Annotated in this window: 25 protein-coding genes and 1 riboswitch; of the genes, 9 read left to right on the top strand and 16 right to left on the bottom strand. The window is 45.1% G+C overall.

Annotated elements, in window-relative coordinates:
* Window positions 1-73: 73 nt before the first annotated feature.
* The gene (locus ACQP6D_RS03380) at window positions 74-1,690 is read left to right on the top strand and encodes a phosphoethanolamine transferase (RefSeq protein ID WP_427857426.1); all 1,617 of its coding nucleotides are present in this window, start codon (window positions 74-76) and stop codon (window positions 1,688-1,690) included.
* Between the two features lie 28 nt (window positions 1,691-1,718).
* On the opposite strand, the gene ACQP6D_RS03375 is transcribed toward ACQP6D_RS03380, so the two are convergent.
* The 3 genes from ACQP6D_RS03375 to ACQP6D_RS03365 are packed head-to-tail and all read right to left on the bottom strand — an operon-like array spanning window position 1,719 to window position 7,679.
* Window positions 1,719-3,956 carry a DEAD/DEAH box helicase gene (locus tag ACQP6D_RS03375; protein WP_427857425.1) on the bottom strand — a complete coding sequence of 746 codons (2,238 nt, stop codon included), beginning with the start codon at window positions 3,954-3,956 and terminating at the stop codon, window positions 1,719-1,721.
* Window positions 3,956-5,269: an ATP-binding protein gene (locus tag ACQP6D_RS03370; protein ID WP_100152253.1), complete on the bottom strand. Its 1,314-nt coding sequence runs from the start codon at window positions 5,267-5,269 to the stop codon at window positions 3,956-3,958. Before ACQP6D_RS03370 ends, ACQP6D_RS03375 begins: the two co-directional genes overlap by 1 nt.
* Window positions 5,270-5,276: 7 nt before the next feature.
* Complete coding sequence (locus tag ACQP6D_RS03365; protein WP_427857424.1) at window positions 5,277-7,679, bottom strand: TerB N-terminal domain-containing protein; 2,403 nt, start codon at window positions 7,677-7,679, stop codon at window positions 5,277-5,279.
* A 411-nt stretch (window positions 7,680-8,090) separates the two neighbouring features.
* Between ACQP6D_RS03365 and ACQP6D_RS03360 the strand changes: the two genes are divergently transcribed.
* Entirely contained in the window at window positions 8,091-8,993 is a 903-nt protein-coding gene (locus ACQP6D_RS03360) for a recombination-associated protein RdgC (RefSeq protein WP_267391284.1), read from the top strand.
* Between the two features lie 89 nt (window positions 8,994-9,082).
* Window positions 9,083-9,649, top strand: coding sequence for a dCTP deaminase (gene dcd / locus ACQP6D_RS03355; RefSeq protein WP_100139758.1), 567 nt, complete (start codon window positions 9,083-9,085; stop codon window positions 9,647-9,649).
* Window positions 9,650-9,694: 45 nt separating this feature from the next.
* Here dcd and ACQP6D_RS03350 read toward each other — a convergent pair whose 3' ends face one another.
* The 6 genes from ACQP6D_RS03350 to ACQP6D_RS03325 all read right to left on the bottom strand — a co-directional run bounded on the left by ACQP6D_RS03350 (window position 9,695) and on the right by ACQP6D_RS03325 (window position 15,482).
* A complete protein-coding gene (locus ACQP6D_RS03350) occupies window positions 9,695-10,039 on the bottom strand; it encodes a DMT family protein (RefSeq protein WP_100139759.1) in 345 nt (114 codons plus the stop codon).
* Window positions 10,040-10,373: 334 nt separating this feature from the next.
* Window positions 10,374-11,480, bottom strand: coding sequence for a methyltransferase (locus ACQP6D_RS03345; RefSeq protein WP_370388608.1), 1,107 nt, complete (start codon window positions 11,478-11,480; stop codon window positions 10,374-10,376).
* Between the two features lie 147 nt (window positions 11,481-11,627).
* The gene (locus ACQP6D_RS03340; protein ID WP_367577795.1) at window positions 11,628-12,320 is read right to left on the bottom strand and encodes a Bax inhibitor-1 family protein; all 693 of its coding nucleotides are present in this window, start codon (window positions 12,318-12,320) and stop codon (window positions 11,628-11,630) included.
* A gap of 210 nt (window positions 12,321-12,530) precedes the next feature.
* Window positions 12,531-13,145: a 7-carboxy-7-deazaguanine synthase QueE gene (locus tag ACQP6D_RS03335; RefSeq protein ID WP_370388609.1), complete on the bottom strand. Its 615-nt coding sequence runs from the start codon at window positions 13,143-13,145 to the stop codon at window positions 12,531-12,533.
* Window positions 13,146-13,147: 2 nt separating this feature from the next.
* Window positions 13,148-13,570, bottom strand: coding sequence for a 6-carboxytetrahydropterin synthase QueD (queD, locus tag ACQP6D_RS03330; protein ID WP_367644291.1), 423 nt, complete (start codon window positions 13,568-13,570; stop codon window positions 13,148-13,150).
* An 86-nt stretch (window positions 13,571-13,656) separates the two neighbouring features.
* Window positions 13,657-13,702: riboswitch (PreQ1 riboswitch) on the bottom strand.
* 115 nt (window positions 13,703-13,817) lie between these two features.
* Complete coding sequence (locus tag ACQP6D_RS03325) at window positions 13,818-15,482, bottom strand: ABC1 kinase family protein (RefSeq protein ID WP_427857423.1); 1,665 nt, start codon at window positions 15,480-15,482, stop codon at window positions 13,818-13,820.
* A 94-nt stretch (window positions 15,483-15,576) separates the two neighbouring features.
* Between ACQP6D_RS03325 and ACQP6D_RS03320 the strand changes: the two genes are divergently transcribed.
* Both ACQP6D_RS03320 and ACQP6D_RS03315 read left to right on the top strand, forming a co-directional pair.
* Entirely contained in the window at window positions 15,577-16,095 is a 519-nt protein-coding gene (locus ACQP6D_RS03320) for a C40 family peptidase (protein WP_367577800.1), read from the top strand.
* Window positions 16,095-16,313, top strand: coding sequence for a hypothetical protein (locus ACQP6D_RS03315; protein ID WP_100139765.1), 219 nt, complete (start codon window positions 16,095-16,097; stop codon window positions 16,311-16,313). The genes ACQP6D_RS03320 and ACQP6D_RS03315 overlap by 1 nt, the downstream gene beginning before the upstream one ends.
* Before the next feature lie 260 nt (window positions 16,314-16,573).
* Here the strand turns inward: ACQP6D_RS03315 and ACQP6D_RS03310 are convergent, their stop codons facing one another.
* From ACQP6D_RS03310 to ACQP6D_RS03300, 3 genes are all read right to left on the bottom strand, one after another.
* Window positions 16,574-17,098 carry a hypothetical protein gene (locus tag ACQP6D_RS03310; protein WP_267391277.1) on the bottom strand — a complete coding sequence of 175 codons (525 nt, stop codon included), beginning with the start codon at window positions 17,096-17,098 and terminating at the stop codon, window positions 16,574-16,576.
* A gap of 143 nt (window positions 17,099-17,241) precedes the next feature.
* Complete coding sequence (locus ACQP6D_RS03305) at window positions 17,242-17,868, bottom strand: BON domain-containing protein (RefSeq protein WP_267391276.1); 627 nt, start codon at window positions 17,866-17,868, stop codon at window positions 17,242-17,244.
* A gap of 31 nt (window positions 17,869-17,899) precedes the next feature.
* Window positions 17,900-18,487 carry a D-sedoheptulose-7-phosphate isomerase gene (locus ACQP6D_RS03300; protein ID WP_427857422.1) on the bottom strand — a complete coding sequence of 196 codons (588 nt, stop codon included), beginning with the start codon at window positions 18,485-18,487 and terminating at the stop codon, window positions 17,900-17,902.
* A 243-nt stretch (window positions 18,488-18,730) separates the two neighbouring features.
* Between ACQP6D_RS03300 and rsmI the strand changes: the two genes are divergently transcribed.
* Both rsmI and ACQP6D_RS03290 read left to right on the top strand, forming a co-directional pair.
* Entirely contained in the window at window positions 18,731-19,615 is an 885-nt protein-coding gene (gene rsmI, locus ACQP6D_RS03295; RefSeq protein ID WP_367418081.1) for a 16S rRNA (cytidine(1402)-2'-O)-methyltransferase, read from the top strand.
* Between the two features lie 144 nt (window positions 19,616-19,759).
* Window positions 19,760-20,689, top strand: a complete 930-nt coding sequence (locus tag ACQP6D_RS03290) for a peptidoglycan DD-metalloendopeptidase family protein (protein WP_427857421.1) — start codon at window positions 19,760-19,762, stop codon at window positions 20,687-20,689.
* Window positions 20,690-21,019: 330 nt separating this feature from the next.
* Here ACQP6D_RS03290 and ACQP6D_RS03285 read toward each other — a convergent pair whose 3' ends face one another.
* The gene (locus ACQP6D_RS03285; protein WP_370387149.1) at window positions 21,020-21,577 is read right to left on the bottom strand and encodes a cysteine hydrolase family protein; all 558 of its coding nucleotides are present in this window, start codon (window positions 21,575-21,577) and stop codon (window positions 21,020-21,022) included.
* A 105-nt stretch (window positions 21,578-21,682) separates the two neighbouring features.
* Between ACQP6D_RS03285 and ACQP6D_RS03280 the strand changes: the two genes are divergently transcribed.
* Complete coding sequence (locus ACQP6D_RS03280; RefSeq protein ID WP_267408230.1) at window positions 21,683-22,075, top strand: Lrp/AsnC family transcriptional regulator; 393 nt, start codon at window positions 21,683-21,685, stop codon at window positions 22,073-22,075.
* Window positions 22,076-22,084: 9 nt separating this feature from the next.
* Here the strand turns inward: ACQP6D_RS03280 and ACQP6D_RS03275 are convergent, their stop codons facing one another.
* Window positions 22,085-22,660, bottom strand: a complete 576-nt coding sequence (locus tag ACQP6D_RS03275; protein WP_267391271.1) for a hypothetical protein — start codon at window positions 22,658-22,660, stop codon at window positions 22,085-22,087.
* A 199-nt stretch (window positions 22,661-22,859) separates the two neighbouring features.
* Window positions 22,860-23,495, bottom strand: a complete 636-nt coding sequence (locus ACQP6D_RS03270) for a flavin prenyltransferase UbiX (RefSeq protein ID WP_367440243.1) — start codon at window positions 23,493-23,495, stop codon at window positions 22,860-22,862.
* Between the two features lie 238 nt (window positions 23,496-23,733).
* Here ACQP6D_RS03270 and ACQP6D_RS03265 point away from each other — a divergent pair, with 238 nt between their 5' ends.
* Complete coding sequence (locus ACQP6D_RS03265) at window positions 23,734-24,231, top strand: hypothetical protein (RefSeq protein ID WP_427857420.1); 498 nt, start codon at window positions 23,734-23,736, stop codon at window positions 24,229-24,231.
* 87 nt (window positions 24,232-24,318) lie between these two features.
* Here the strand turns inward: ACQP6D_RS03265 and ACQP6D_RS03260 are convergent, their stop codons facing one another.
* Window positions 24,319-25,482 (bottom strand): polyamine ABC transporter substrate-binding protein, encoded by a 1,164-nt coding sequence (locus tag ACQP6D_RS03260; RefSeq protein ID WP_267391268.1) that lies wholly within the window; start codon window positions 25,480-25,482, stop codon window positions 24,319-24,321.
* Window positions 25,483-25,509 lie beyond the last annotated feature (27 nt).

Genomic DNA, 25,509 nt, shown 5'->3' with positions numbered 1-25,509 from the left:
TACGGTTTACCTTAAGCTTCACTTAAGGCTGTTTTTTTACACTTGCCACTGTTTGGTTAACAGGGGCTAGCAAATGCAGTCTAAATGGGTTTTGAGCAGTAATCGAACGGTGTTATTGCTGAGTGTTTATATTTCTGTAGTTTTGAATTTAGGCTTCTGGAAATATCTGGTGCAGCATGTTAGTTTTAATCACAACATCATATTATGGTTAACTATACCCTTTTTTCTGCTGGCGGCGATGAATTTCTGTATGCAATTGCTGTTTTGGCCTTATTTGCATCGGGTGATGGTGCCTTTGTTGCTGCTACTAGGTTCGGCGGTAAGCTATGCGGTAATGATGCAGAATATTTATTTTGATGCGAATATGCTGCAAAATATTATTCAGACTAATGTTGGGGAGGCTGGAGCTTGGTTGACGCCACAATTTTGGATGTGGCTGGGGATAACGGGTTTGTTACCGGCACAGTGGTATTGCTGGGGGATAAAGATTGGCTATGCTCGTCCTTGGTATCGTGAGCTAGGTGGGCGTTTGTTGATGATGGGTGGTTCTCTGGCTATGGTGGCAGCGATTATTTTTCTGGCATATGGTAGCTATATTTCTTTTTTTCGTAATAATAAGGCTGTGAATCATCTGATTGTACCGACAAATATTGTGGGTGCGGCACTGAAAACCGCTTATAACGCTTATGATGCGCACCAGCCGTTACAGAAAATTGGGCTGGATGCCCGTCATCAGCAGCAGGGGCCGAAGCGGTTGCTTGTGGTGGTGATGGGAGAAACCACGCGTGCACAAAGCTGGGGCCTGAATGGTTATCAGCGCCAGACTACGCCGGAGCTGGCGGCGATGGGAGAACAAGTAATTAATTTTCCGCAAGTCACTTCTTGTGGTACGGCAACGGCGATATCTTTACCATGCCTGTTTTCCAATATGCCACGTCAGTACTATAAAGCTAATTTGGCTAAACATCAGGAAGGTTTATTGGATGTTTTGCAGCGTGCGGGTGTGGATGTGCTGTGGCGTGATAATGATGGCGGTTGTAAAGGGGTGTGCGAGCGCATTCGCCATGTAGATGTACGAGATTGGGCACCGAATCTGGAATGCAACAGTGATGGGTGTTTGGATGAGAGTCTGTTGCTTAATTTACGGGCTGCGATTGCTGATTTACCGGATGATGCCGTGCTTGTACTGCATGCCATGGGTAGCCACGGGCCAGCTTATTATCAGCGTTATCCAGATGCGTTTCGGCGGTTTACGCCTACCTGTGATACCAATCAGATTCAGCAGTGCAGTAATGAGGAATTGCGCAATACTTATGATAATACGGTGCTGTATACGGATCATGTGCTGGCTGAATTGATTAAGCTGTTGCAGCAGGAAAAGGGAATGGCCAGTGCCATGTGGTATTTTTCTGACCACGGTGAATCTTTGGGCGAAAATGGAATGTATCTGCATGCCACACCATACGCAATCGCGCCGGCAGAACAGACCCACGTGCCGATGGTGTTTTGGGCTAATCAGGATTTTGCCCGTGTCAGCCATTTGGATATGGGCTGTCTGCGCCGGCATGCTCAGCAGCAGGCCTACTCACACGATAATATTTTTCACTCAGTGCTTGGATTGATGGATGTGCACACTAATGAATATCAGTCACAGCTTGATTTATTTGCAGAGTGCCGGTCGAAAGAGTAAATAATTCAGTTGAGTTGGTAATAAATGTTTAGGTTTGGTCGGTTTCGGGCTGGGTGGGGATAAATTGCTGTAGCCATTGGTGCGTTGCAGTGGTATCAAAGGCCTGACTGGCATAGCTCATTAATAGGAGGTTATCCGGCAAGTACGCATCATATTTTTCCAGTTTTCTTTCCGGTACCTGCTCGGCCAGTACCCACGCTTCATCCTGCTGGGCTTGTGCCAGATGTTGCAGAATAGTTTTTACTTGCTGAATGGAGGAATTTGGAATGGTAATGAAACCAGCATTTATGTCTGGCTCTAGTTTTTCACGTTTAAGCAAGGCAAAGAGGGTATTGACGATTTTATCGCCTTTCCATGGAAATAAATAAACTTTATTACCAAGCTGGATGAGGTTTTCTTTATGCAGTTTTAGAGCTTTGAATATTTGACAGCTTCCTGTAAACATTTTTTTTGTGGTGTCGTCGGTGAAGTCTGCTTTTCCCTGTCCTACCGGTATTCTGAAATCCTCTGCACATAATATTTTGTACATTTCTTCTCGAATCGCATCATGGATATTCAGACTGCTGCTTGCAAATCTGGGGGGATTTCCGGCTTTGGTGTGCCGAACCAGAATAACTTTGTCTTCAGTGTTGATATCAATGATTTGCCAGCGCTGTCCGGCGAAAATGATATTTTGATTTACGGTCAGGAATCCTAGCATCGGTATGGAACCAAGAATTTTATTTTCTGTTATCAAACGGTATTCTTCGGGAGTGTGAAAAACGCTGTAAAATGTATAGTGGTTGACGAGTTTTTCGCCATTCACGCCTAAGACCAGAATATTGTTGTGTGTTTGGGTAATCAATTGTTGTATACCCATGTGGCTGAGCAGGATTTTAAATTGATAGGTGGTAATGTTCTGAAATGGGCCTTCTTTACATAATATATGATACAGCTGTTCGGTTCTGACACCTCCCCATTGTGCCAGTGTGGCCAATATCTGGTGCAAAAGAGTGGAAAAATGTAGTAATTTGGGATTGGCTGGCTCAAACCATTTACTGCTGATTAGCAGGCGTACCATGGCCAGTGCCTGTATTAGCTCCAGATGTAATAAGTCCGTGATATCTGATTTTTTTGTGACTTCCCGTTCAGTGATCAGCATGCGTAATACAGCAGCATTACCACGCCTGCCGCTGCGTCCTACACGCTGGCGCAGACTAGATACGGAATGGGGACAACCTATCTGGATAACCGAATTGACTTTACCGATATCAATCCCCAGCTCCAATGTAGAGGTGCAGATAGCTGTGGTGGGCAGTTTGTCCTGCTGTAAACGTTTTTCTAGCGTTTCACGCAATGATTTGTCTAAAGAACCATGGTGAGGAAAGAATTCATTGGGCAAATTGTTTTGCTCACACATATCGCTGAGTCTAACAGCGACAGACTCAGTATTTGCGCGGGTGTTAGCAAATACCAGATGATTGCTGTTGCGGCATAAGCGGAACAGATCTTGGCACATCTGAGAAAGGGCAGAATAGGTGGGGCTTTTGTCAGGAAGGTCTTTTGTACGGGTGGCCTCTTGTGGTTCTATATAGGTTCTGAGCTGCAGTTTTATCAGGGAGCGGGCTTGTGTCTCACGAATAATCTGGCATTGCAATCGCTGGTTGGGGCGTAGTGATGCAGGTACGCTTTCTATATTGCCTAACGTGGCACTAAGGGCGATACGAGGAATTGTTGTTTGTAATTTGCCGAGCAAATGCTCAACACGAGTGAGCAAGGATAGTAATTGCTGCCCTCGCTCACGCCCGACAAAAGCATGGAATTCGTCGATAATGATATATTGCAGTGACTTAAATGCAGTGCGGAACCAGCCGGAATCATTTATAAGAAGTGCTTCCAGCGATTCAGGAGTCATCAGAATAATTCCGGATGGTGATTTTTTCAGTTTGTTTTTTTTGCTGGCAGGGATGTCGCCATGCCACGGTGTCAACTGCATTGATACTATTTCTGCCAAACTGTGCAGGCGTCGGTACTGGTCGTTGATCAGTGCTTTCAACGGACTAATACATAGAATACTGATGCTGTCTGTTATATTCATGCATTGGCTGCAGGCAGGTAAAAAAGCTGCTTCTGTCTTGCCTGCAGCAGTGGAGGCTGTGATTAAGACATCAGTCTTGGCGGCCAGAATGGGTGGAATGGCTAATTGCTGGATTTCGCGCAGGCTCTGCCAGCCCTGCTGGTATATCCATTTTTTTACTTTATGATTAAGTAATTGATAGCTGTCCATTACAGTTTGAAATCAGTCAGTTCGTCATCTTCTTGTGCATCTTCTGTGTACTCCATATCGATATCAGAGTCTTTTTCTTCTTCCACTTCCACAGAATCAAGCAGTTGCTGCCATGAAATATCTGGGTTTTGTTCAATAACAGCCAGCATATCTAGAAATGCTTTGATGGTGTTGCGCGGGGTACGGAAATAAGCGTCGCCGATGGTTTGGCTGCAATGCACCAAAAAAGTTTTCAATGATTCATCAGGTACTAGATATTTGCTGGTGTCGCCGTATGCGTAAACATGGCGCAGGTTTTTTAGCAAAATGTACAGCTCTTCCGGTGTGAGGCTGGCTAGATGCAGGGCGGGGGAGGAGTAATCAATCACGCCGGCCTGTTTGGCAAAATTATTGTCAGCCAGCCGTGTTTGCAAAGCTTCATAGCTGTACAAACCTTTGCGTGGGTCTAGCAGGAATTCTGGTGTGCCACCTAATAAAAAGCCAATGTATTCCGCATTACCTTGCAAACAATCATTTAACATGCGCAATATTTGTTCATAATTGGATTTTCTGGCCTGTGAACTGTTGAGTTTATACAGATTGACCATTTCATCTAAATTGACCAGTAGTCCGCTGTAGCCAGCCTGCCGCACAAACAGGCTCATGATTTTTAGTGAATCGTAAAAAGAAGCATCCGAGATAATAGTTCGGACACCCAGATCGTTACGAGCTTCTATTTTGCTATTGTATTCAGCGCGCAGCCACTTAATCGCACAGGCCTTTAGTTGCTCATCTTCCTGTTCACTGGCTTTCCAGTAGGCTTCGATAACTTTGGCAAAATCGTAGCCACCGACCATTTCCGAAATGGCTGACAGTCTCTGGTGCAGAATTTTTTCCACACTGCTGTCTGTGCTATCAGCCTCTTTTTGCACCTGAGTGATAAATTTCTCTACTACACTGGTCAGAGCATTGCCATCAGGTTTATTGCGAGTAGCCATGTTAATCATAAGCTCGGAGTACAGATTTTTGGCCTGCCCATTGGTGGCATGGAGGCGCCGGTCAGGAGATAAATCGGCATGTACTGTGACAAATTTGTTTTCGAGTGCAATTGCCCGCACCACGCTCATAAAAAACGTTTTTCCTGATCCATAATCACCAATAATCAGTCTGAATGCTGCTCCACCATCCTCGATGCGTTTGATATCTTGTATCATGGCTTTCAATTCATTCACGCGTCCGACCTGTATATGCTGTATGCCGATTTTCGGGGTAACGCCGGTTTTCAGTGATTGAATGATGGCATCTCTTTCTTTTGCTCTGATTCGCTTTTGCATCTTTATTTTATCCTTGTAGTTCAGCGACTATTTCAAAATCAATATAAATATCATCATCTTCCCCAATCAAAGGGGCTTCTACGCGTTCGTATGCCCAGTCATTGATGGTTTCGATGGCTCCGTCCGGCAATAAATCAAGCTCTTTACACAGTCCAATATATTCATTACGTGACCAATGTTCCTGCGTAATCAATTTATCGAACAATTGTTGGTGAGCATTATCAAGCATATGCTGGTTTTGAGGCACGGGTGGAGGAGGCTGGGGTTCATCGTCTTCATTGTCAGAGCTAAAAATAGAGCCCAGTAACGACTGCACATCGCTCGTCTGGCTTTCATGTAGTCTGAGCACAGCTGTGTCTAAAATGGTATTTTCCGATTCAACTGCAGGTTTGGTCTGTTTCGAAATTGTTGTTGGCTGAGTGGCTACAGGCGGAGCAGTGGATACTGATAGATTATGGATATCGCTAGCTACTGTGGATTTGTCCAGACCCAAAGCAGTATAAAGTTTCTCAAGCTGTCTGATTTCCTTGTTTTCAATTACGCCATCAGCTATTGCAATGGAAATTAGCAAGTTACTAATTATTTTTTTCTGGTTTGAATCAAGTTTCTCGATTTTATCTTTTAAACCCTGCATTCCATAAGTATTATTTAGGCACCACAGTAGAAAAGCATGTAGATACTGTTTTTCTGCATCTTGCAAAGATTCATTCGAATCAATAAAACGTGCGAGAAGTTCTTTTTCTTTAGCATGAACCACCCCATCAATATTGGCTACAAGCACCCCCAGCCTTAGCAGCAGCTCGGTATTTCGGAACTCATTACTTGGCTGAAAACCAGTACCATTGTGTGCCCGATACAATACAATTAGTCCGTCAGGTTTGATTTTAATCTGCTGAACACGGCTGTCTGGCACAAGCACTAGTTTGAATCTGTTTGCTACCCGCTGCATCAGCTCATTTTCTTTTTTATTGATTGCTTTGTTTAAATCGGTATGAATATTTTTCCAGAAGTCCTGTACGGAGGTTACACCATTATGCTTGTTCAGAACCGTATCTACCCATTGCTTGAACTGATTCAGTACAAGGAAACCAGAAGCATTCAGTAATTCATCCGGCAGCAGCATTAAAGCAGCAAAATCGTCACGGGAAGAATTTTCTCTGGCTAAATAGCGGCTGAATTCACCAAGTAGTTCGGTGCAATGTTCTGCAATGGCGATTAAGTCTTTTAAGGGTTTTTTTAGAATACTGGGGTCAGGTAGATCAGTATTATTCCATTGATGCAGGCCACTGGAGCGATTTGCAGCGCGATATTCGATTTTTAAACTGGTTTTGTTAGGGCAAACCAACATTCCATCGGCAAAATATTCCTTAAATTTGGCATAAAATAGCTGCTGAAATTCTTCTTTACAGCGTCGCGCAGCTGTTCTGAAATAATAATCGTCGGAATAGCGTACCCAGTCCAGAGCCAGACTGGCTTTTATTGGTTTCTCATTTTTTACCGTTACCGCCAGAATCAACTTGAAAAATAATTCATTGGAAAACTGAAATAATTCATTTTTCAGGTGATTAGTGACAGCAGGCCGCAAATAAATCATCAGGGCTAGTAAATTACCTGAATAATTATTAAAAGAGTGATTGCCGTTGTAAATTCGGCGTAAGCGCACTATTTCATGAAAAATATCGAGATATTCCTGATTATCAATGGATTGAATAGCATTTTTACAAGCCAGAATACGTCTTTCCAGACCGAAAAAATAAAGAAATATATAACCGATTGGCATGTTTGGATGTGTCCGTTCTGATGCCAGCCAGTCGAGATAAACTCCTCGGCATTGCTGAGACAGCCCCGAATAACTAGGCCAATAGCACAATGAAGCATCGGAATAAATTTCTTTGCAGTTATCCAGGTTGCTGGGCAGAAAAGCCGGCAGATTAGGGTCGATCAGACAATCTTCCGAACTGTAACCATCCAGTCCTTTCAGGCTTTGTCCATAGAAAATAAAGCCTTTAGATAATTTCCTATTATGAATAGAAACCGATTCTAATGCTCCTAGCCACCGGCCTTTTTTTGCACCAGCGGTAGTGGTTCGCGATTTGTCTTTGCCCGAGCTGATAACAAAAGTAGTAAGCTCATCATCTCTGTCTGGAGTAACGGTGTTTTTATGACCTTTAATCTGGGTCAGTAATTCTTCAATCACGGCACTGGCATCAGTCTGACTGGACTGTTGTACCGGCTGATTACTTTCTTCTGTCTGCATAGCACATTTGTTAGCAGCCGAAGATTTTCTGGCAGCAGAACGCTTATCTGAATGAGGTTTACGTGGTCGAGATACTGGGGGCGTGGAGTTATTTATATTGGATAGAAGCACAATCAAACTGATAACGACAACGATACAAGCTAAAAATGCCATTTTTAAAACGCCATCCCACTTTATAATTCAAAGGTTAAAAAATTACATCACCGCAACCATACCACCCAGATAAAATTAACCATAAAAGACAAATTTATAGAAAATATGCTTTTGATAGTACGACATGATTTATGCCTTCGCCAAGTTTATTGTTCTTATAATTTGGAAAAAAAATGGTTTAGGAAGTAAGTGTTGCATCTACACAAAACTTTAATTAAACATGAAAAATGTAAATTAATAATTGAAGCACTACAAAATAATATTCGAACAATGTTGACTGATATTTGCATCGCTTTGCTCTGGTTCACACCTTAAAAATTAATTACCTTATCAGCGTCCAGCTTCAGGACGCTGTGGTGCAAGCTGCCGTATAATCTCCACTTTCTCAGTTGAATGTGAAAGACATAACGCATGTGGTTTAAGCAATTAACTATTTATCCGCTTAATAAAGAGAATTTACCGGCTCTGGAAACTTTGGCCGACAAACTCGCTCAAGCTGAATTCAAGCCATGTATGGGGCTGGACTGGGATAGCATCGGATTTGCCAGCCCAGTATCATTTAGCCCGGAAATGGTGTTTCCGGCACAGAACACTTTGCGTATAGCATTAAAAAAAGAAGAAAAAGTATTACCGGCTGCAGTGGTACGCGATATTTTGGAAGAAAAAATCAGCGAAATCCGGGAAGCAGAAGGGCGTAATGTTGGCCGCAAGGAAAAGATGGAACTAAAAGAAACCATCACAGATGATTTACTGCCGCGTGCCTTTACCAAAAGCAGCAAAACAGAAGCGTTAATTGATACGCAGCGTGGTCTGCTGCTGATTAATCAGGCCAACACCAATCGCGCAGAAATGCTGCTTACCAAATTGCGTGATGCATTGGGCGGTTTGGAAGCTAGGCTACCGCGAACCCAGCAATCTCCGGGCAGTCTGATGACAGAGTGGCTGCTGAATGGTGCTGCAGCCGGCCATTTTGAGCTCGACAGTGATTGTGAACTGAAAGGTCTGGGTGATGCTGCACCGGTGGTGCGCATCAGCCATCAGGATTTGACTGCCGAAGAAGTGGTTAATCTGGTGAAAAACGGTAAAGTTGTTACTCAGCTGGGGCTAAGCTGGCAGGATAGAGTGCGCTTTGTGCTCACACAGGATTTTACTCTGAAGCGCATCCAGTTTCTGGACGTGATTCAAGAAGAAGCAGCTGGTCAGGGTGATGATATACAGAGCATAACTTTTGCTTCACAAATTCTGATGGCTGAAGCTTTGGGCGATCTGCTGGCTGAGCTGGTTCATCATCTTGGTGGCTGGATGGCCGATTAAATGTATATGCAGGCGTAAATTGCCGCAATAGGCCTGCAACAGCAGCATAGGCTTCGGTATAATGCGCTAAATTTATCAAGGGTATCGTCATGAGTATTAAATCAGACAAGTGGATCTGCCGCATGAGCGAAGAGCATGGCATGATTGAACCATTTGAACCGAACCAGATTAAACAGGTAAACGGTGAAAAAATCATATCCTATGGCACTTCAAGCTATGGCTACGATATCCGCTGTGCCCGTGAATTCAAGATTTTTACCAACATTAACAGCACCATTGTTGATCCGAAAAATTTTGATACGCGCAATTTTGTTACCGTTGAGGATGATTTCTGCATTATTCCGCCCAATTCATTTGCCCTGGCTCGTACAGTGGAATACTTCCGTATTCCGCGCAATGTGCTCACTGTGTGTCTGGGTAAATCCACTTATGCGCGTTGTGGCATCATCGTCAACGTTACGCCGTTTGAGCCGGAGTGGGAAGGCTATGTCACTCTGGAGTTTTCCAACACCACGCCGCTGCCAGCTAAAATTTATGCCAACGAAGGTGTAGCGCAGGTGTTGTTTTTTGAAAGTGACGAAGAGTGCGCTACTTCTTATAAAGACCGTGCCGGCAAATATATGGGACAAACCGGTGTGACTTTGCCGAAGGCCTGATAGGCGAATTTAAAAAAGGACGCAGATGCGTCCTTTTTTATTGGATTATCGTTTAAAAGCAAAATAAACTGCGCCGAGAATGAATGCAAAGCTGATCAGGTAATTTAGGCGGAATTCATCTTTTAGATACAGTATTGCAAACAGTGTAAATACTACTAGTGTAACAACCTCTTGGATAATCTTTAGCTGAAAAGGTTTAATACCCCATTGTGCGCCAAGATGATTCGCGGGCACTGCTAGACAATATTCAAACAGGGCAATACCCCAGCTGATAAGAATAATTTGCCACAGCGGAAAAATGTTATTGCTTGGCTTAATGTGCCAGTACCATGCTGTTGTCATCACTAGATTGGAAGCAGTCAGCAGACCGATAACGATTAAATAATGCATAGTAGTGTAGGTGGATCATCCAAAACGATTTAAGACATTAACTGTAATATAATATGAATTTAGCTGATTTGCAGAAAAGAATAGCAATTTCACTCAGAGTAATCTCGATTGGAATAATGGATTAGTAACTTTTTTGTTGTTGAGTAAAAAAGTAGCAGCTACCCAATTGCTGAGTTATCGGAATAGGTTTTATTCTGATTTAATGTGCAACTGGGTTTTTGCTAAGAGATTGGTATAAATAAAGCGGTTTATAAAAATAGATTAAAATCGAGAAATTAAAAACACTAAAATTTATGCTATTGAGTTAAATTTGTTTCTCGTTTTAGTTACAGTGTTATTGTGCTGATAACTGCCATAGGGAAGTAATTTCGCGGTTGCGTGCATTGGCCAGTGGGAGATGGTGTTGGTGAGCTTTTGGATGTGTTGGTTGAATATCGGTTTTGTGTATCACTTTTAAGCCGGCTGATTGTATCCACTGCGGTAATGCTTCTGTAGGTCGTAAACCCAGATGTTCAGCAATATCGGACATGATCAGCCATACCTGTCCATTCGAATTCAAGTGGTTGAGTGCCTGACTGAGAAAGGATTGCAGCATTTGGTGTGCCGGGTCGTAAAGGGCAGTTTCAATATCGCTGCTTGCTTTGGCAGGTAGCCATGGCGGGTTGCAAATAATGAGGTCGGCGCGGCCATCTGGAAATAGGCTGGTGTTTTGGATGTGAATCTGTCCAGCTAATCCGAGGCGTTGAATGTTGGCTTGTGCGCATGCTATGGCGCGTGGGTTGTTATCGGTGGCAGTTATATGAGCTATACCGCGCTGTGCCAGTATGGCAGCCAGTACACCACTGCCGGTACCGATATCCCATGCGCTGTGGCAGGGCTCAGGCAGGTGAGCTTCGGCTACTAGTTGCAGATATTCACCACGTACAGGTGAAAAAACGCCATAGGGAACATGGATTTTCTGCCCGTTGAGTGCGGGTATGCTGACGCCTGTTTTATGCCATTCATGTGCGCCAATGTAGCCGAGTAGCAAATGAAGGGGGAGAAGTAAGTTGGTATGGTTGGGACTGCCATATACATCGGTGATTGCGCCTGCAACGTTAGGTGCACGATTATTGGATATTTGTCCGTCTGGTTGAATTTCTATAAGTAGCTGCTGAAACAGGCGGCTGTGTTGTGCCTGTTGCAGGCGGTGTTTGTGAAAATCGTTGTGCGTGCGTGCTTTGCTATGTACACGTTTTTTGATTGCTGCCAGTAGCTGTTTGCCTTGGTGGTAATCACCCCGCCAAAGCAGTGCGATATTCTGGCGCATCTGCTGCAAAGCTTGTTCTGCACTGATTTGGCTGATTGTCTGAATTTGGGTGGGTGCCGGATGGCGGCTGTCACCGCCCCACATGGCTTGCATGCTCTGACCGTGTTCTGTCCAATGTATGGTTTGGTTCATGTTGATTCTGTGCTTAAAAGTCTATTATAAGAAAATGCTAGGTTAAATGGTGTGTTCTGAGAGGTTTAAACTTTGCTTTGCTGGGTAAAACAAAACTGCCTGAACCGATATAGGATTCAGGCAGTTTTTCATGTTATGTTGGTGATATCAGCGATTGTCCATTACGGCCAACAAAATTTGGATTAGGCTGGTAAAAATGTTGTAAATGGAAATAAACAGGGTTAGGGCTGCGCTGGTGGGGCTATCTTCACCGCCGGCAATGACGGCACGGATTTGCCACATGATAATAAGTGAGCTGAAGATAACAAAACCAGCTGCTATGGTTAATCCAAGTGCAGGTACGTTCATAAACATGTTGACAATCATGCCGATGATAAGAACGACTGCACCTACAGTCAGAAACTGAGCAATGCCATTCATGCTTGATTTAGAACGGTGTGCTATGGTGGCCATAGTGAAAAATACCCCCGCGGTCATCAGGGCAGCCATACCAACGATTTGTCCGCCGATACTAGAGGCTAGAGCAAATTGTAAGATGGGGCTAAGGAAAAATCCGAAGCCGAAGGTGAATACCATCAGTAAACCAATACCCAAGTTGTTGTAACGGTTTTTTTCTATGGCAAACATGAGGCCGTAGGCAAAGATGAAAAAGGCGACGACAGATAGCCAAGAATTGCTAAACAATGCATAGAAATTTACATATGTTCCAGCGTAAGCACCAGCTGCGCAAGGCAGGAATGAGAGACCAAGTAGAGCATAGGCTTTGCGCAGCACTACGGTTTGTGGGTTTTCACTAGCTTGTCCAAGCTGAGTGAAATCATAGCTGTTGCGTGGTTGCATGTGTGTAATTCTCCGTGATTTTGTGGGTAAATAATTTCTCAGGTTGATTATATTGTAACAATTGTTGGCATATATGCACAATGTGGTTGCATTGTAAGTAGTAAAGTTGAATTTTTTAATTTTGAAGTAAATTATCTTGCTTATGATATTGTGTTGATTTGCTGAATTTCAATGGTTTTTGGGATATTTGATAAAAAATACGTTGAAGATTTAAGCTATATCGGCCAGTTTGTGTGTCTGCAAGCTGAGCAGCCATTTATTGTCGTGACGATGTTGGTTGAGCTGACCTAATGCTTGCAAAGTGGTAAGCATGTTGAAGCGACCGTTTTGTTCGCAGGGTGAGAGGAAGTAATGTCTGGCCTGTATGTGTTGTTCGATTTTTAGGCAGAATGCTAGAAATTCGGGATGGTCTTCTACGACGATGCGTACTTCATCAGCCTGATTCTGAGCTGGAAACGGATAGTGCTGGCGGTAGTGAAATTTGGGACTTAGTGAAATGTAGTCTATTTGAGAATCTATCTTTCCCAGTCCGTTGCTTTCTATGGCAAGGTAATAGCCTAATTGTTTAAGCTGCTGTAAGAGCAGGGGTAGTTTTTTGTTGATGGTGGGTTCACCGCCGGTGATGATAATGTTTTTGCTCTGATACTGTTGAACGGTGTTGAGGATTTGTTGCAAAGACATGCTTTGATAATGCATGTAGTCGGTATCGCACCATAGGCATCTGAGATTGCAGGCGGCCAGACGGATGAAAATGGCGGGCATGCCAGTGTTGTAGCCTTCGCCTTGTAGTGATTCAAAAATTTCGACAATGTTGAATTGAGTCATGTCTAGCTTTGCTGATACTCGCAATAGGATGTGGGCGTTTCCCACAGGGTGATTTTGGATACGGGTAGTTTGTCGCAGAGCTGATTGAAGATGAAGCGGCTCATGCCTTCGGCAGTGGTGCGGCAGGGAAAGGCGAATACTTTGCGCTGCATCTGTTGTAGCAGGGCGGCTATTTTGCATTCGTTGCTATTGCTGGCGTCATACAGGTAGGCGTGATCTAGCTGGCTGATGATGCTTTGGTTGATAATGGTTTTAATGTCGGCAAAGTCCATTACCATTTCTTTGCTGGAGCCGTGTGGCCGGAGCTGGTCACTGATTTCGACTATCAGCCGGTAGGTGTGGCCATGGAGATTGTGACATTTGCCTTTATGTCCATCTAGCATATGACAGGCATCGAATTGGAATTCTTTGGCGATTTTGTACATATTGCTTCTGCTTCAGCGGCTGTTTGAAAGACTAAAACCGTAATGAGCAGAAAATATGGCTGGATTCAGCTGAGACATGTGAATTGAGGCTCCTAGTTTTTTTGCGTGGGATGGATTGCGAACCACGTGGTTATTCTGTTGTTAATAACACTATATGCAGATTGATGATGCTTTGCTTCTATATGAATATATATTTTAATGGAAACGGGTGGGGTTTAACAAGGGTAACTTTGAGGTGAGATGGGTGTCAGTGCCGGCCTGAGCGCCATATAGACCAGATGACCCACAGGCTGTTACTGAATGCGAGCAGATAGCCAATCAGGCCGAAAAAAGACAAGCCGAAGATTTTTGGACCGGCGTTGATGTTCATTACGATGGAAGAACCGATGATCAGTGCCGCGGTAACGATCCCCATGGTTAGCCGGTTGGCTACTTTGTCTAGCTGGTTGTTGAATTTGTCGATATGCTGAATGTTGATACTGACGGGAAGTTGGCCATGCTGAATGCGCTTATTTAGTTGCAACAGGTTTTGAGGCAGGCTGTTTATGAGTTGTGAGAGTAGATGCAGCTGCATTTTGCTGTGACGCCAGAATGTGCGGGTGTTGAAACGCTGACGCAATACGTTGTGAATGGAGTTCTGGGCATGGCTAAGAAGTTCGAACTCGCCATCTATCTGTTTGATGACGCCATCAAGGGTAATTAAGCATTTAAATAAAATTACCAGGTCGGCCGGCAATGTGAGGCCGTGTTCGCGGATGATGTAGGTGATATCATTGATAATCTGGCTAATGCTGATATCGCCGCTGCTGAGCTGTTCATAGTTGAGCAGCATTTCGAATACGTCGCTGCCGAGCTGATTTTCGTTAAGTGGTTCGCCTTGTGCCCAGTTGGAGAGAATATATTGTAAAGCAAACTGGTCGCGTTCCAGCAGGGCTTGAATAAGGGAGATGATTTCCTGATGGCGCTGCTGGCTTAGGCGGCCGATAAGGCCAAAGTCTATTAGGGTGATACGGCCATCGTTTCGTACTAAGATGTTACCGGGGTGGGGGTCTGCATGAAACAGGCCGTGCTGTAATATCATGTCGAGTAAAATATCAACCAGTGCGGCAGCAAGCTTGCGTCGCTGTTCTTTGCTCCAGCTGCTGAGAGCAAGATTTTTAAGTAAAGTATCGTCAATATATTCTTGTACCAGTATTTGACGGTTAGAATACGCCGCATAAGTTTGCGGTATATGGATTTGCTGTTGGTGGTTGTAAAGACGGGCAAAATGTTGCATATTGCGACGTTCAGCAGTGAGATCTGTTTCTTTTTCAAGTGAGCGGGCAAAGTATTGCACCATTTGTACCGGATAGTAGCGTCTGGATTCAGGTATTTCTGATTCCAGTAGCTGAGCTATGTGGTTAAGAATACGCAGATCGGCGGCTACGGTGGATTCTATTCCCGGTCGTTTCACTTTGATGGCGACCTGCTCGCCGCTGCTGAGTGTGGCTCGGTGAACCTGTGCGATGGATGCGCTGCCGATGGGTTGAGCTGCTATGTGGCTGAAGATGCTTTCCAGTGGCTGGTTGAGCTGAGCCTGAATGATGTTTTTGATTTCTATGATGGAAAGAGGATGGGTATTGTTTTGGAGTTGAGCAAATTCCTCCGTCCATTCTTCTCCGAAAACATCTGTACGAGTGGCGAGTATTTGTCCGAGTTTGATGAATGTGGGTCCCAGCTCTTCAAAGGCAAGGCGCACGCGCCGCGGTGTACTGAGATAGCCCTGCTGAGCCGATGGGTCGGTATGTTTGTACCGGCGTATCGGCAGTTTGATACGAACAAGAAATTCACCCAGACCGTGTTTGGCCAAAATGGTAAGAATTTCACGCATACGAGTCCAGTCGCTAATGCGGGATGAGCTGGGTGAAAACATATGATTATGTCCCGAACAAAGTCTGCTTACAGGATAGCAGAATTGTTTGATGAACAGATGGAATAATGTTGGCATGAAGTGGATAAAAAAATTAATGAAAACGGCAACTGTATGCCTATGCGCCGGTTTCATTTTGGTGCCGCCGGTGATGGCGGCGCCTGACGAGGGACTGGATAATGCTGCACTGGAGCGTCTGATTCGTGACAGAACAGCAGCACCAGCCGTACGTACGGGTGATGATGCCAGTGACCTGATTATGAATGCGATGGGGTTGCTTGGGGTGGCCTATCACTTTGGTGGTAATTCACCCACCAGTGGGCTGGATTGCAGTGGATTTATGCAATATATTTTCCGCCGCAGTATGGGGGTGACGCTGCCGCGTAGCTCGCGCCAGATGGCTACGGTTGGTGAAGTGGTAAGCCGTGCTGCACTGCAACCGGGTGATCTGGTTTTTTTCAGCCCTGGCGGTGGTGGGATTTCGCACGTGGGTATGTATATTGGTAATGGTAGAATGATTCACGCGCCTCGTACGGGCAAGAATATCGAAATTACCAGTATTGAGCAGGGGTACTGGTCTAAAGCTTTTGTCACAGCGCGCAGGGTGAAACATTGATGAAACCTTTACCTCCGATGCCCAGATGGGTGGATGATGCCGGTAATGTGGTCTCTTGCACGGAAAAAATTAAAGTGATGCAGCAAAATATGCAAGAAATCTATGAGCTGGCACAGGAAGCCTTTGAAGATGGATTGCTGATGGGTTGTCAGGAAAAGCAGCTGCGTGCTTATCTGGCTGAATTGATGGCTACATTGGATAATCCCTATCAGAAATAATTTTAGCTGTATCTGAACTTTGCTGGCAGCTAAATACAGGATTACGATTTATTCCGTTGTAGCGGCGTGTTTTGTGCAGCTTCAGTGTGCGGTAATTACATGGTAATGGGCGATGTAATGTACCATTACATATGTATGCTCTTGCCGATATTTTGCAGTAGCTGCTTAGGCAGGTGTCTGGATTGCATGTTTTCAATGTAAGCTGACAAAAAACAATGCCCGTCTTAAGGACGGGCATTGTTGTTTATACTGGAGTGTTATCAGAACAGGTTGTCTAATGGTTTGCCATTGGCACTGTTGTTGGATGATTTGGGTTTAGGTGCAGGAGCTGGTGCGGCTGGAGTTTCCGGATTGTTGTCTCTGTTGGTAGCAGCAGGTGCATTGGTGGGTACCAGTGGCTGTAATTCTTCGTTGTCCGCATTGGCTTTTGGCTTAGTGCTATTTTTTATAGGTGTGGCCGGAGTCTGCGGAGCTGAGGCGCTGTCATTGTTATCACTGTCAGAAGCAGTGGTGACAGTAGCATTGGGAATAAATACCGGTGATTGCGTGGTATTGTTGTTTCCGGGAGCACCATTGGGTGTAAGAATTTCAAAACTAGCCTGTGAGGCATAGCCGGCTGTATCTGGTGCATTGTTCAGCACCTGCCAAGCATGAAAAACAAACCAGACAACAAAAATAGCCAGAATCAGAAACAGGCTGAGAAGAATTTTAGTGAAGGTGCTTAGGCCAGCTTTAACCGCGTTTTTTTTGTTTTTGCTTTCGGGTGCGGTGGGTTTTGTGCTCATGATGTGGTAATCCTTTAAGGGATATCGTCGGGTGTAAGGCAGTTATTATACGCAAAATTGTGTTTACGCTAATCAGATACTTTACTTTTTAGTTGCTGCAACCGGCCGTTTGTGAGCATTTGATTGCAGCAGCTGGGCGCTTATCAGGAACTGGCTGCTGTGGTAGTGGGGGTATTTTCAAAGGTCTGATATAGAGTAACCACTTTTTGCACGCCGGAGGTGGTGCTGATGGCTGCGGTGACAGCCTGCTGTTCTGCTGGTGTCAGAATACCCATGACGTAGGTAACACCGTTAAAGGTAACAACCTTGACGTGATTTGGTGAGACGCCTTTGGTATTGAGCAGGTTGGAACGGACTTTTGATGTAATCCATGTGTCGTCCGTCACATGGCTCAATTTACGGTTCTGACTGGCGATGTCTATGTAGTTGTAAACTTTCTGTGCAGCAGGCTGAGCACGGGCTACGCGTTCCACGAGATTTTTGTCATTTTCGTTGGCTACTAGTCCGAGTAGCAGGATTTGCCGATTGTAGCTGATAACGGATAAGGTTGGCTGGAATTTGCTTTCCTGTGCTTGGCTGTTGAGATAGGAAATGGCGCCATCGTGAATGCGTACTTCCATTATTTTGTCATCGGTCTGAGCGCCGGTAGTGCGCCGATCGGTGACTGACAGGGTGCCAACGGCAGCTCCGCCTACCAGAACAGCTGGACAACCTGTGAGGGTGGTGGTCAGACACAGCCCCAATGCCAGGGCAGACAAGTATTTTTTCATGAGTTACACCTGTAATATGTATTGATGCTGTTTATAAACCACCGAGCAATAATTGGTCAATCTGTGCACACAGGGCATGAATGGTAACCTGATGTGCTTCAAGTACGCGCAGGGGATGGTCTCCAGGGACGTTTAGCCACAGGTCATCATCTCGTAGTAAGGCGGCTACTTCGCCACCACTGCCGCCGGTAATGGCCAGTACACGCATATCGCGTTCGTGGGCAGTTTTGATTGCACTGACGAGATTTAGGCTCTGGCCATCGGCAGAGAGTACGCACAGCATATCGTGCTGTTTGCCGAGCGCATGAATCTGTTTAGCAAAGACATCTTTGGGTTCGCTATCTGTTAGCGTGCTGATTACGGAAGGATTGGTACAGAGAGATAAGGCAGCCAGAGCCATGCGATCCTGTTGCAGGCAGGTAACCATATAAGCGGCCAGTGTGTTGGCCAGAGAAGCATAGGCGCCATTGCCGGCTATCAGCAGTTTGCCATCGCTCATCAGAGCCATGAGAATGCCCTGAGCCACATCGGCAATGGGTTCTGCCAATAAATCAGCGCATTCGTTTAGTAGCTGGGCGCTATCGACAAAGTGTTGATGGGCGGAAATGGGTTCTGTCATATAAGTTTATGTGTCAATTAATATGAATTTGCGCTTTGTGTTTTGAGCCGATAAGGCAGCCGGATAATGTGCCCGTTGTTCGGTTAAATAGTATTTCTAGTGGTGGTCAGTTATTTCTGGTTGGTGCTTGAATACGAATGCAATGTGACATCGTGGTATAGTATTCATTTAAGTAAGGCTGAGTGCTGCCGGTATTCTGCCTTGACACTTAAATGATCACTTAACCAGATTACGGATTGATAAATGCAAGTCCATTACCAGAAAGCTGTTGCCAGCATTGTACCGCAAACCCTTTATGTAGTGGCTACTCCAATTGGTAATCTGGCCGATCTAAGCTTTCATGCTCTGGCTGTGTTGTCGCGAGCTGATTTGATTTGTGCCGAAGATACAAGGGTAACTCAGCAATTGCTGCGGGCTTATGGTATTTCGGGCAGGCTGATTAGTGTGCGTGAGCAGAATGAGCAAAGTATGGCGCAGCGAGTGATTGATGCACTGGCAGCAGGAGAAGTTGTGGCACAGGTTTCGGATGCCGGTACACCGGCGATTTGTGACCCCGGTGCCCGTTTAGTTACGCGGGTGCGAGAAGCTGGATTTGCGGTATCACCTGTGGCTGGTCCCAGTGCGGTGATGGCTGCTTTAAGCGTGGCTGGAGTGACGGAATCTGATTTTTATTTTGCAGGTTTTCTGCCGGCCAAAAGTGGTGAACGTCAGCAGCGTTTAAAGGAGTGGCAAAAAGCAGTTTGTCCGGTGGTGATGTTTGAAACTCCTCACCGGATTATGGATACGCTGGCACAGATGGCTGTGTTGTATCCTCTACGTAGTATGCTTTTGGCGCGTGAAATTAGTAAAACGCATGAAACTTATATAACGGGTACGGTGGCGCATATCCAGACGGTTTTACAGACGGATGCTAATCAGAAACGTGGCGAGATGGTACTGGTACTGCATCCGGCCGAAGTTGAAAAGCAGGCTGATTTGTCTGCTGAGGCTATCCGTGTGATGCAGATTTTGGTGCAGGAACTGCCTACCAAGCAAGCCGCCGCTTTGGCTGCGGAAATCAGTGGTGAGAGTAAAAAAGCACTGTATGACTGGGCAATTGCTGAGAAAAACAGCCTGTATAATACATAATTATTAGGACATGTTAAAATAGTTTAACCTTGATGCTATTTTACACAATGCTGGGCATTGTTTATGATAATGTCTGAATTGGCTGTTGCCGCCGCTATCGCGCTGGCACCCCCTGAACATTGCAATGATTTAAGGTAAACCGTTATGTTGAAAAAAAACGTAATTCGTTCCAGCTGGTGTTTGCTGGTGCTGGCATTAGGTGCCTGTACTATTTTCAAACAACCGGCAGCACCGACAGAAACGGGCAGCAGTAACGCCGGTACTGCTGCTACCACTGCCGACAATCCTTATGGTGCCCCGCCTTATACACCACCGACAGATACGCCTCCGGCTTATACGCCCAATGCTGGCGCCACAGCCACTGGTTATGTAGGCAATTATTCACCGGTTGATATCAATGCTGCTACGCATACGGTACAGCGTGGTGACACGGTATACAATATTTCAAAACGTTATCAGATTACGCAGGATAATTTGCGTGCTTGGAATAATCTGGCTGATAACAATATTCGTCTGGGGCAGGTGCTGCGGGTGAAACCGGCTGGGTATGTTGCACCGGCCGGAAGCAAAAATACCACCACTACGGTAACGACGCCGGTAAGCACAGCGAATGTGACAATGACCACCAGTACAACCACGACGACTACACCATCTAGCTCTACTACTGTCTCAACAAGTAAAACCGTAAGCACTGGTGGTGTGCGCAGTGTAAGTGGTATTGAATGGCAGCGTCCGACTGCCGGTAATATCCTGCAAAGCTTCGGCGGCAGCAGTAAGGGAATCGATTATGGTGGCAATGCTGGCCAGCCAATTATGGCTGCCGCTTCCGGTAAGGTGGTGTATGCCGGTAATGGTTTGCGCGGCTATGGTAATCTGATTATTGTGCAGCATAATCAAACCTATCTGACTGCTTATGGCAATAACCAGAGTATTATGGTGAAAGAAGGCCAGCAGGTGAAACGTGGTCAGCAGATTGCCACGATGGGTAGCACTGATGCTAAGCGCACCCAACTGCATTTTGAATTACGTGAGAATGGTCAGCCGCAGGACCCGAGCCGCTATATCCCAATGTAAGCAATTAAATCCAATCAGCAGATTGGCACTGAAAAGCATCTGTTTTCTGAATTTCAAAAACAGATGCTTTTTTTATCTTTGTTAATTTGAAATTTTACATCTACTTTTTTGCGAATAACTAATGGTATCCGTGGCTATTTGTGCATATTACAGTACCGGTATATTTGTTTTTAAAATTTCAGAATAATCACAATATATATTGACAGTTTTAATATAAAAACAATAGGTTGAAGGCTGATAACTGCCTTGTTGTCTGACAATTATGTGTCAAATAGACGGGCAGTTCTTTCTTTTTATTTGTGATGGCTGATAAAAAGCTTCAGAAATGATTTAGGCATTGGATGGATTTAAGAACTGGCTGGCGAACTGGATGTCAGCAAAAAAACTCAAAGCCGCGATAAAGCTATGCTGTACAGTTTTTGCCGGTATCGTCTCGCCATTCAGTTCGAGATCACGTGTGGCACAGGCGTCGGCAATTAGAATAGGTTGAAAATTAAGTTCTGCTGCTTGGCGGGTAGTGGAATCTATGCACATATGGGTCATCATTCCGCAGATAACCAATTGTTCTACTGCCTGCTTTTGTAGCTGCGTTAGTAGATCGGTTTGTACAAAGCTGTTGGGGAAATTTTTGCGGATAATCCATTCTGTCTGAGTGGAGATGGGCAGTAGCTGTGGATGAAGCTCTATTCCATGGCTATCCGGCAGGAAAAAAGTTGCATTATTACGAATATTGATATGTTGAATATAGAATATTGGTAGCTGCAGCCGGCGAAACTGTTGGCGCAATCTGAGTATATTTTCCAATGCCATTTGTGGCTGATGCAATGCCATTTTTCCTTGGGGGAAATAATCATTTTGCACATCGATGATAAGGAGTGCTTGTTTCATATATGTTTTCATGTTTGTTGTGAGGCTTCTATTATCTGTAATTAGCATGCAATACTGAACGGGTATATGAAAGCAGTAGGCAGGATTTATTTTCAGGATGAAAATATGGATAAAAAAGACCGGGCAATTGTGGATTTGTTGAAAATCAATAGCCGGATGTCATGGAAAGAAGTTGGGGAAAAAGTATTTCTGAGTGGTCAGGCAGTGGGGCTAAGGGTACAGAGCCTGCTTGATAGAGGCGTGATTGAGCGGTTCACGGTGTCAGAATATTATGAGTCAGAACAGTTTATTACGATTTATATGAACGGCAGCCGGTTTGAGGAATTTGAAAATATGGTCAGTTGCTTTGCTGCGGTAGAGGCTCTGCACAAAATTACAGGGGACGGCTGTTATTTTATCCATACTCGTTTTGCTGCTGCAGAACTGGAGCAGTTTTTGCAGCAGGTGGCGTTGTATGCCCGATATAAAGTTAGTCACAATCTACGCAGAATTAAATGAGTGCAGGTTTTAAATCTGGTGGCAGGCAGCCAGTATGCTGTTTTCGCTCAGACAATGCATACGGGCAAAATCGATGCTGTTTTGTAGCAGTCCTTTATCTTCTTCACATTGTGCTTCTGTTTCGATAATCAACATCTGTTGCGGCCGGCCGGCATGCAAACTCATACGCATTTGTGCCTGAGTAAAGGGAAGGTTGTGCTTTTGTGCAAACATACGGGCGCGGCTATTGGCCGTTTTCAGCATAGGGATTAAGGTGATATCCAGGTGAAAAATGCGCACGCCCATTACCAGGATACGGGCAGCAAACCAGTCTGCTTCTTCACTGATAATGTCTGGTGTAGGTTGATCAGAACTGAGCCGCTGTGCGGCTATTAACATGGCTACCATCCGCAGCTGTGGAATCAGTGCTTCACTAAGCATATACGGGCTTTGAAATTGTGGCTGAAGCTGTAACAGGTCGCTTCGGTGCTGATTGCCATCTACAATCATATACCAGCGCTGAAGTTGTGGTACAGGTGCTTCAGTGTGCTGCATTCGTTTCTGCGGTAATACCGGCATTTTATTCTCCAATAGTTGTTGATTCATTGTTATTGCCTTAGTGTACGAGGCGTTTATGGTATAAAAAAACCGCCTCGGATTGGCCGGGCGGTTCACTTTGTTTTTGCTTATGTTTTTTTAAATAAACGCAAAAAGGCACCGCACCGAGGTGTGGTACCAATAATAAGCAAAAGAGAAAGTGTGTTTAGTTTTCATTTTTATACAGTAAAACATTCAATGAGTGGTGTCAATAATTATTTTCTTCGCCCCAACGCGCTATCAGCCGGTGCGGAATCTGCAACTGATCCAGAATTCGTGCTACTACAAAATCTACCATATCTGCTACGCTTTGCGGATGCTGATAGAAAGCCGATACCGGTGGTAGGATACAGACGCCTAGACGTGCGAGTTTAAGCATATTTTCCAGATGAATGGCTGAAAGCGGGGTTTCTCGCGGTACGATTATCAGTGGTCGCTGTTCTTTGATGCAAACATCGGCTGCGCGTTCGAGCAAATGATCTGAGGTACCGGCAGCAATGGCGGCAACACAGCCCATGCTTGCCGGACAGATGATCATGGCATCTGCGGGATTAGAACCGGAGGCGGGTGGAGCAAACCATTCATCACGGCCAAATGCGGTGAGTTGAGATGGGTCGACCCCGAATTCACTACATAAAGCTGCGGTACATTGCTTGGCATTGGTAGGTAGATGCCAATTGATTTCCTGCTGTGCCACTATCTGTGCAGCTTGTGAGTACAATAACCAGACTTTGATATTTGCTTGCAATAGGCAGGCCAGTAGTCTTTTGGCATAAGGCATGCCTGAAGCGCCGGTTAAGGCGAGGGTGACGGTTTTTATGGATCGGGCTGCTGAAAAAATCATGATAAGACTGGTGTGTGGCAAGATATGGCTGTTATTATAGCCACTTTGCTTTCGATATTACATTTGTTATGCAGGTGTTTTATGCATTGGCAAAGATTAATCAATTAATCATTATGTTATGCCCATGAAGTTAATAAAACTGGGCAGATTCAGTAAACCTGCTGCCTGTTGGCGGGGAAAAATTATGTCTGGGTTCAGTTTGGCATAGAACCTCTAGGCATCCAGTGGAAAATCAAACATGTTGTGGAAGAATTTATTATGGTGGCCTTGTCTGTGTGCCAGCATGTTGGTGGGGTGTGCTCAGGTCACACCTTATGTGCAAGAAGAGCGCGAATGTGATTCAGAGGCTATGGCCAAAGCTTTATTGCAGGCTGACCAGCCCATAGGCAGTAAAGGTTTTCGTTGTGCGGTAGTCACAAAAGATGTCACGGTGCTGAAACCGGAACGTAGTACTCCGCCGGAAGTGAGCCTAAATATCGACCGGCCGGCTATTGAAGTCAGCAAGTGTTTGCACGATAAGTTGCAGTCTCGCTTTAATCTTCCACGTGAATTTTATCGAATAAGCAGTTATCCGAATGGTAGCCAGACGCTGGCGCTGGTTAATCCATTTACCGGTAAAGAAGGATTGCAGATAGATGTGGTTAAAGCGGGTATGGCGCAGAGTACGGTTAATTTATATGCAAATGGTATGACGTTGTCGCAGGCATGGCGGAAATTCCCTGAGCTTTGTCGTTAGCCGTGGAAAATTTCTGCCTCGGCGGCCGGCAATACAAAACCCCTCAGAAATGAGGGGTTTTGTATTGAGCAAATAGTGGCTAATGGTTTATTTGCCTGCTTTGAGATTTTGCCATAAGCGCAATTCGTATTTCAGAGTATCGGATTTGGCCGGTAAAACGAGATAGCTGTTGGCCAGCACTTCATCTGATGGGAAGATGCTGCTGTCTTCGCGATATTCTTTTTTCATCAGTTGTTTTGCTGGCAGGCTGGCGGGTGCATAGGTGACATGGTTGCCATTGCGGGCAGCAATCTGGGGTTCGAGAACCCAGTTTAGATAGCGGTAAGCATTTTTCAAGTTGGCGGCATCTTTGGGAATGGCCAGAGTATCCACCCATAGAGATACGCCTTGTTCAGGAACTAAAACCTGAATATCTTTTTTACCGGTGGCTTCTAGCCGACGACGTTTGGCGATATTTAAATCGCCACCAAAGCCGATGGCCACGCAGACATCTCCTCGAGCTAGATCGTCGATGTAGCCTGAAGAAGAGTAGCGCAGCACGTTGCTGCGGTTGGCTTTGATGAGATTGGCAGCCATGTCTATATCGTCTTTGCTTTGGCTGTTGGGATCTTTACCTGCATAGTGCAGTGCCAGCGGAATCATTTCTACAGGGCTGTCCATGTAGCTGATGCCGCAGCTTTTCAGTTTGTCTGTATATTTCGGATTGAAAACCAGATCCCAGCTATTTTCTGGCATTGGGGTGTCACCCAGTGCGGCATTGACTTTCTCAATGTTGATGGCGATGGTATTCATACCCCAGTAATTGGGGACAGCATATTGGTTGCCCGGATCGACATCTTTTAATAAATCAAGTAATTTCGGGTTAATGTTTTTCCAGTTGGGTATCAGACTCTTGTCTAGCGGCTGATAAGCGCCAGCTTTAATCTGTCGGCCGACAAAGGAGTTGGACGGACCAACGATGTCGTAGCCAGACTGTCCGGTTAGGATTTTGCTTTCTAGTGTTTCGTCGCTGTCATAATAGTTGTAGGTAACTTTTATGCCGTATTTCTTTTCAAATTCACTGATGGTTTTTGGGTCCACATAATCAGACCAATTGTAGATTTTCAGTGTTTTAGTTTCGTTCAATGTGCCGGTGCTGCTGGCCGCTACGGCAGAAGCCGGCTTGGTGCCGCTATTTTCATGAGAACCGCTGCAGGCGGCCAGTATGCATAAAATCAAACTGGATAAACTCAGGCTGGCTGTGTTTTTCATGTTTGTCCTTTTCAAAGATGCGCCTGT

The organism is Snodgrassella sp. CS2 (assembly GCF_050310315.1).
Taxonomy (GTDB): Bacteria; Pseudomonadota; Gammaproteobacteria; order Burkholderiales; family Neisseriaceae; genus Snodgrassella; species Snodgrassella alvi_E.
The sequence above is the reverse complement of the archived record's forward strand: the minus strand, read 5'-3'. Positions and strand labels throughout refer to the sequence as shown.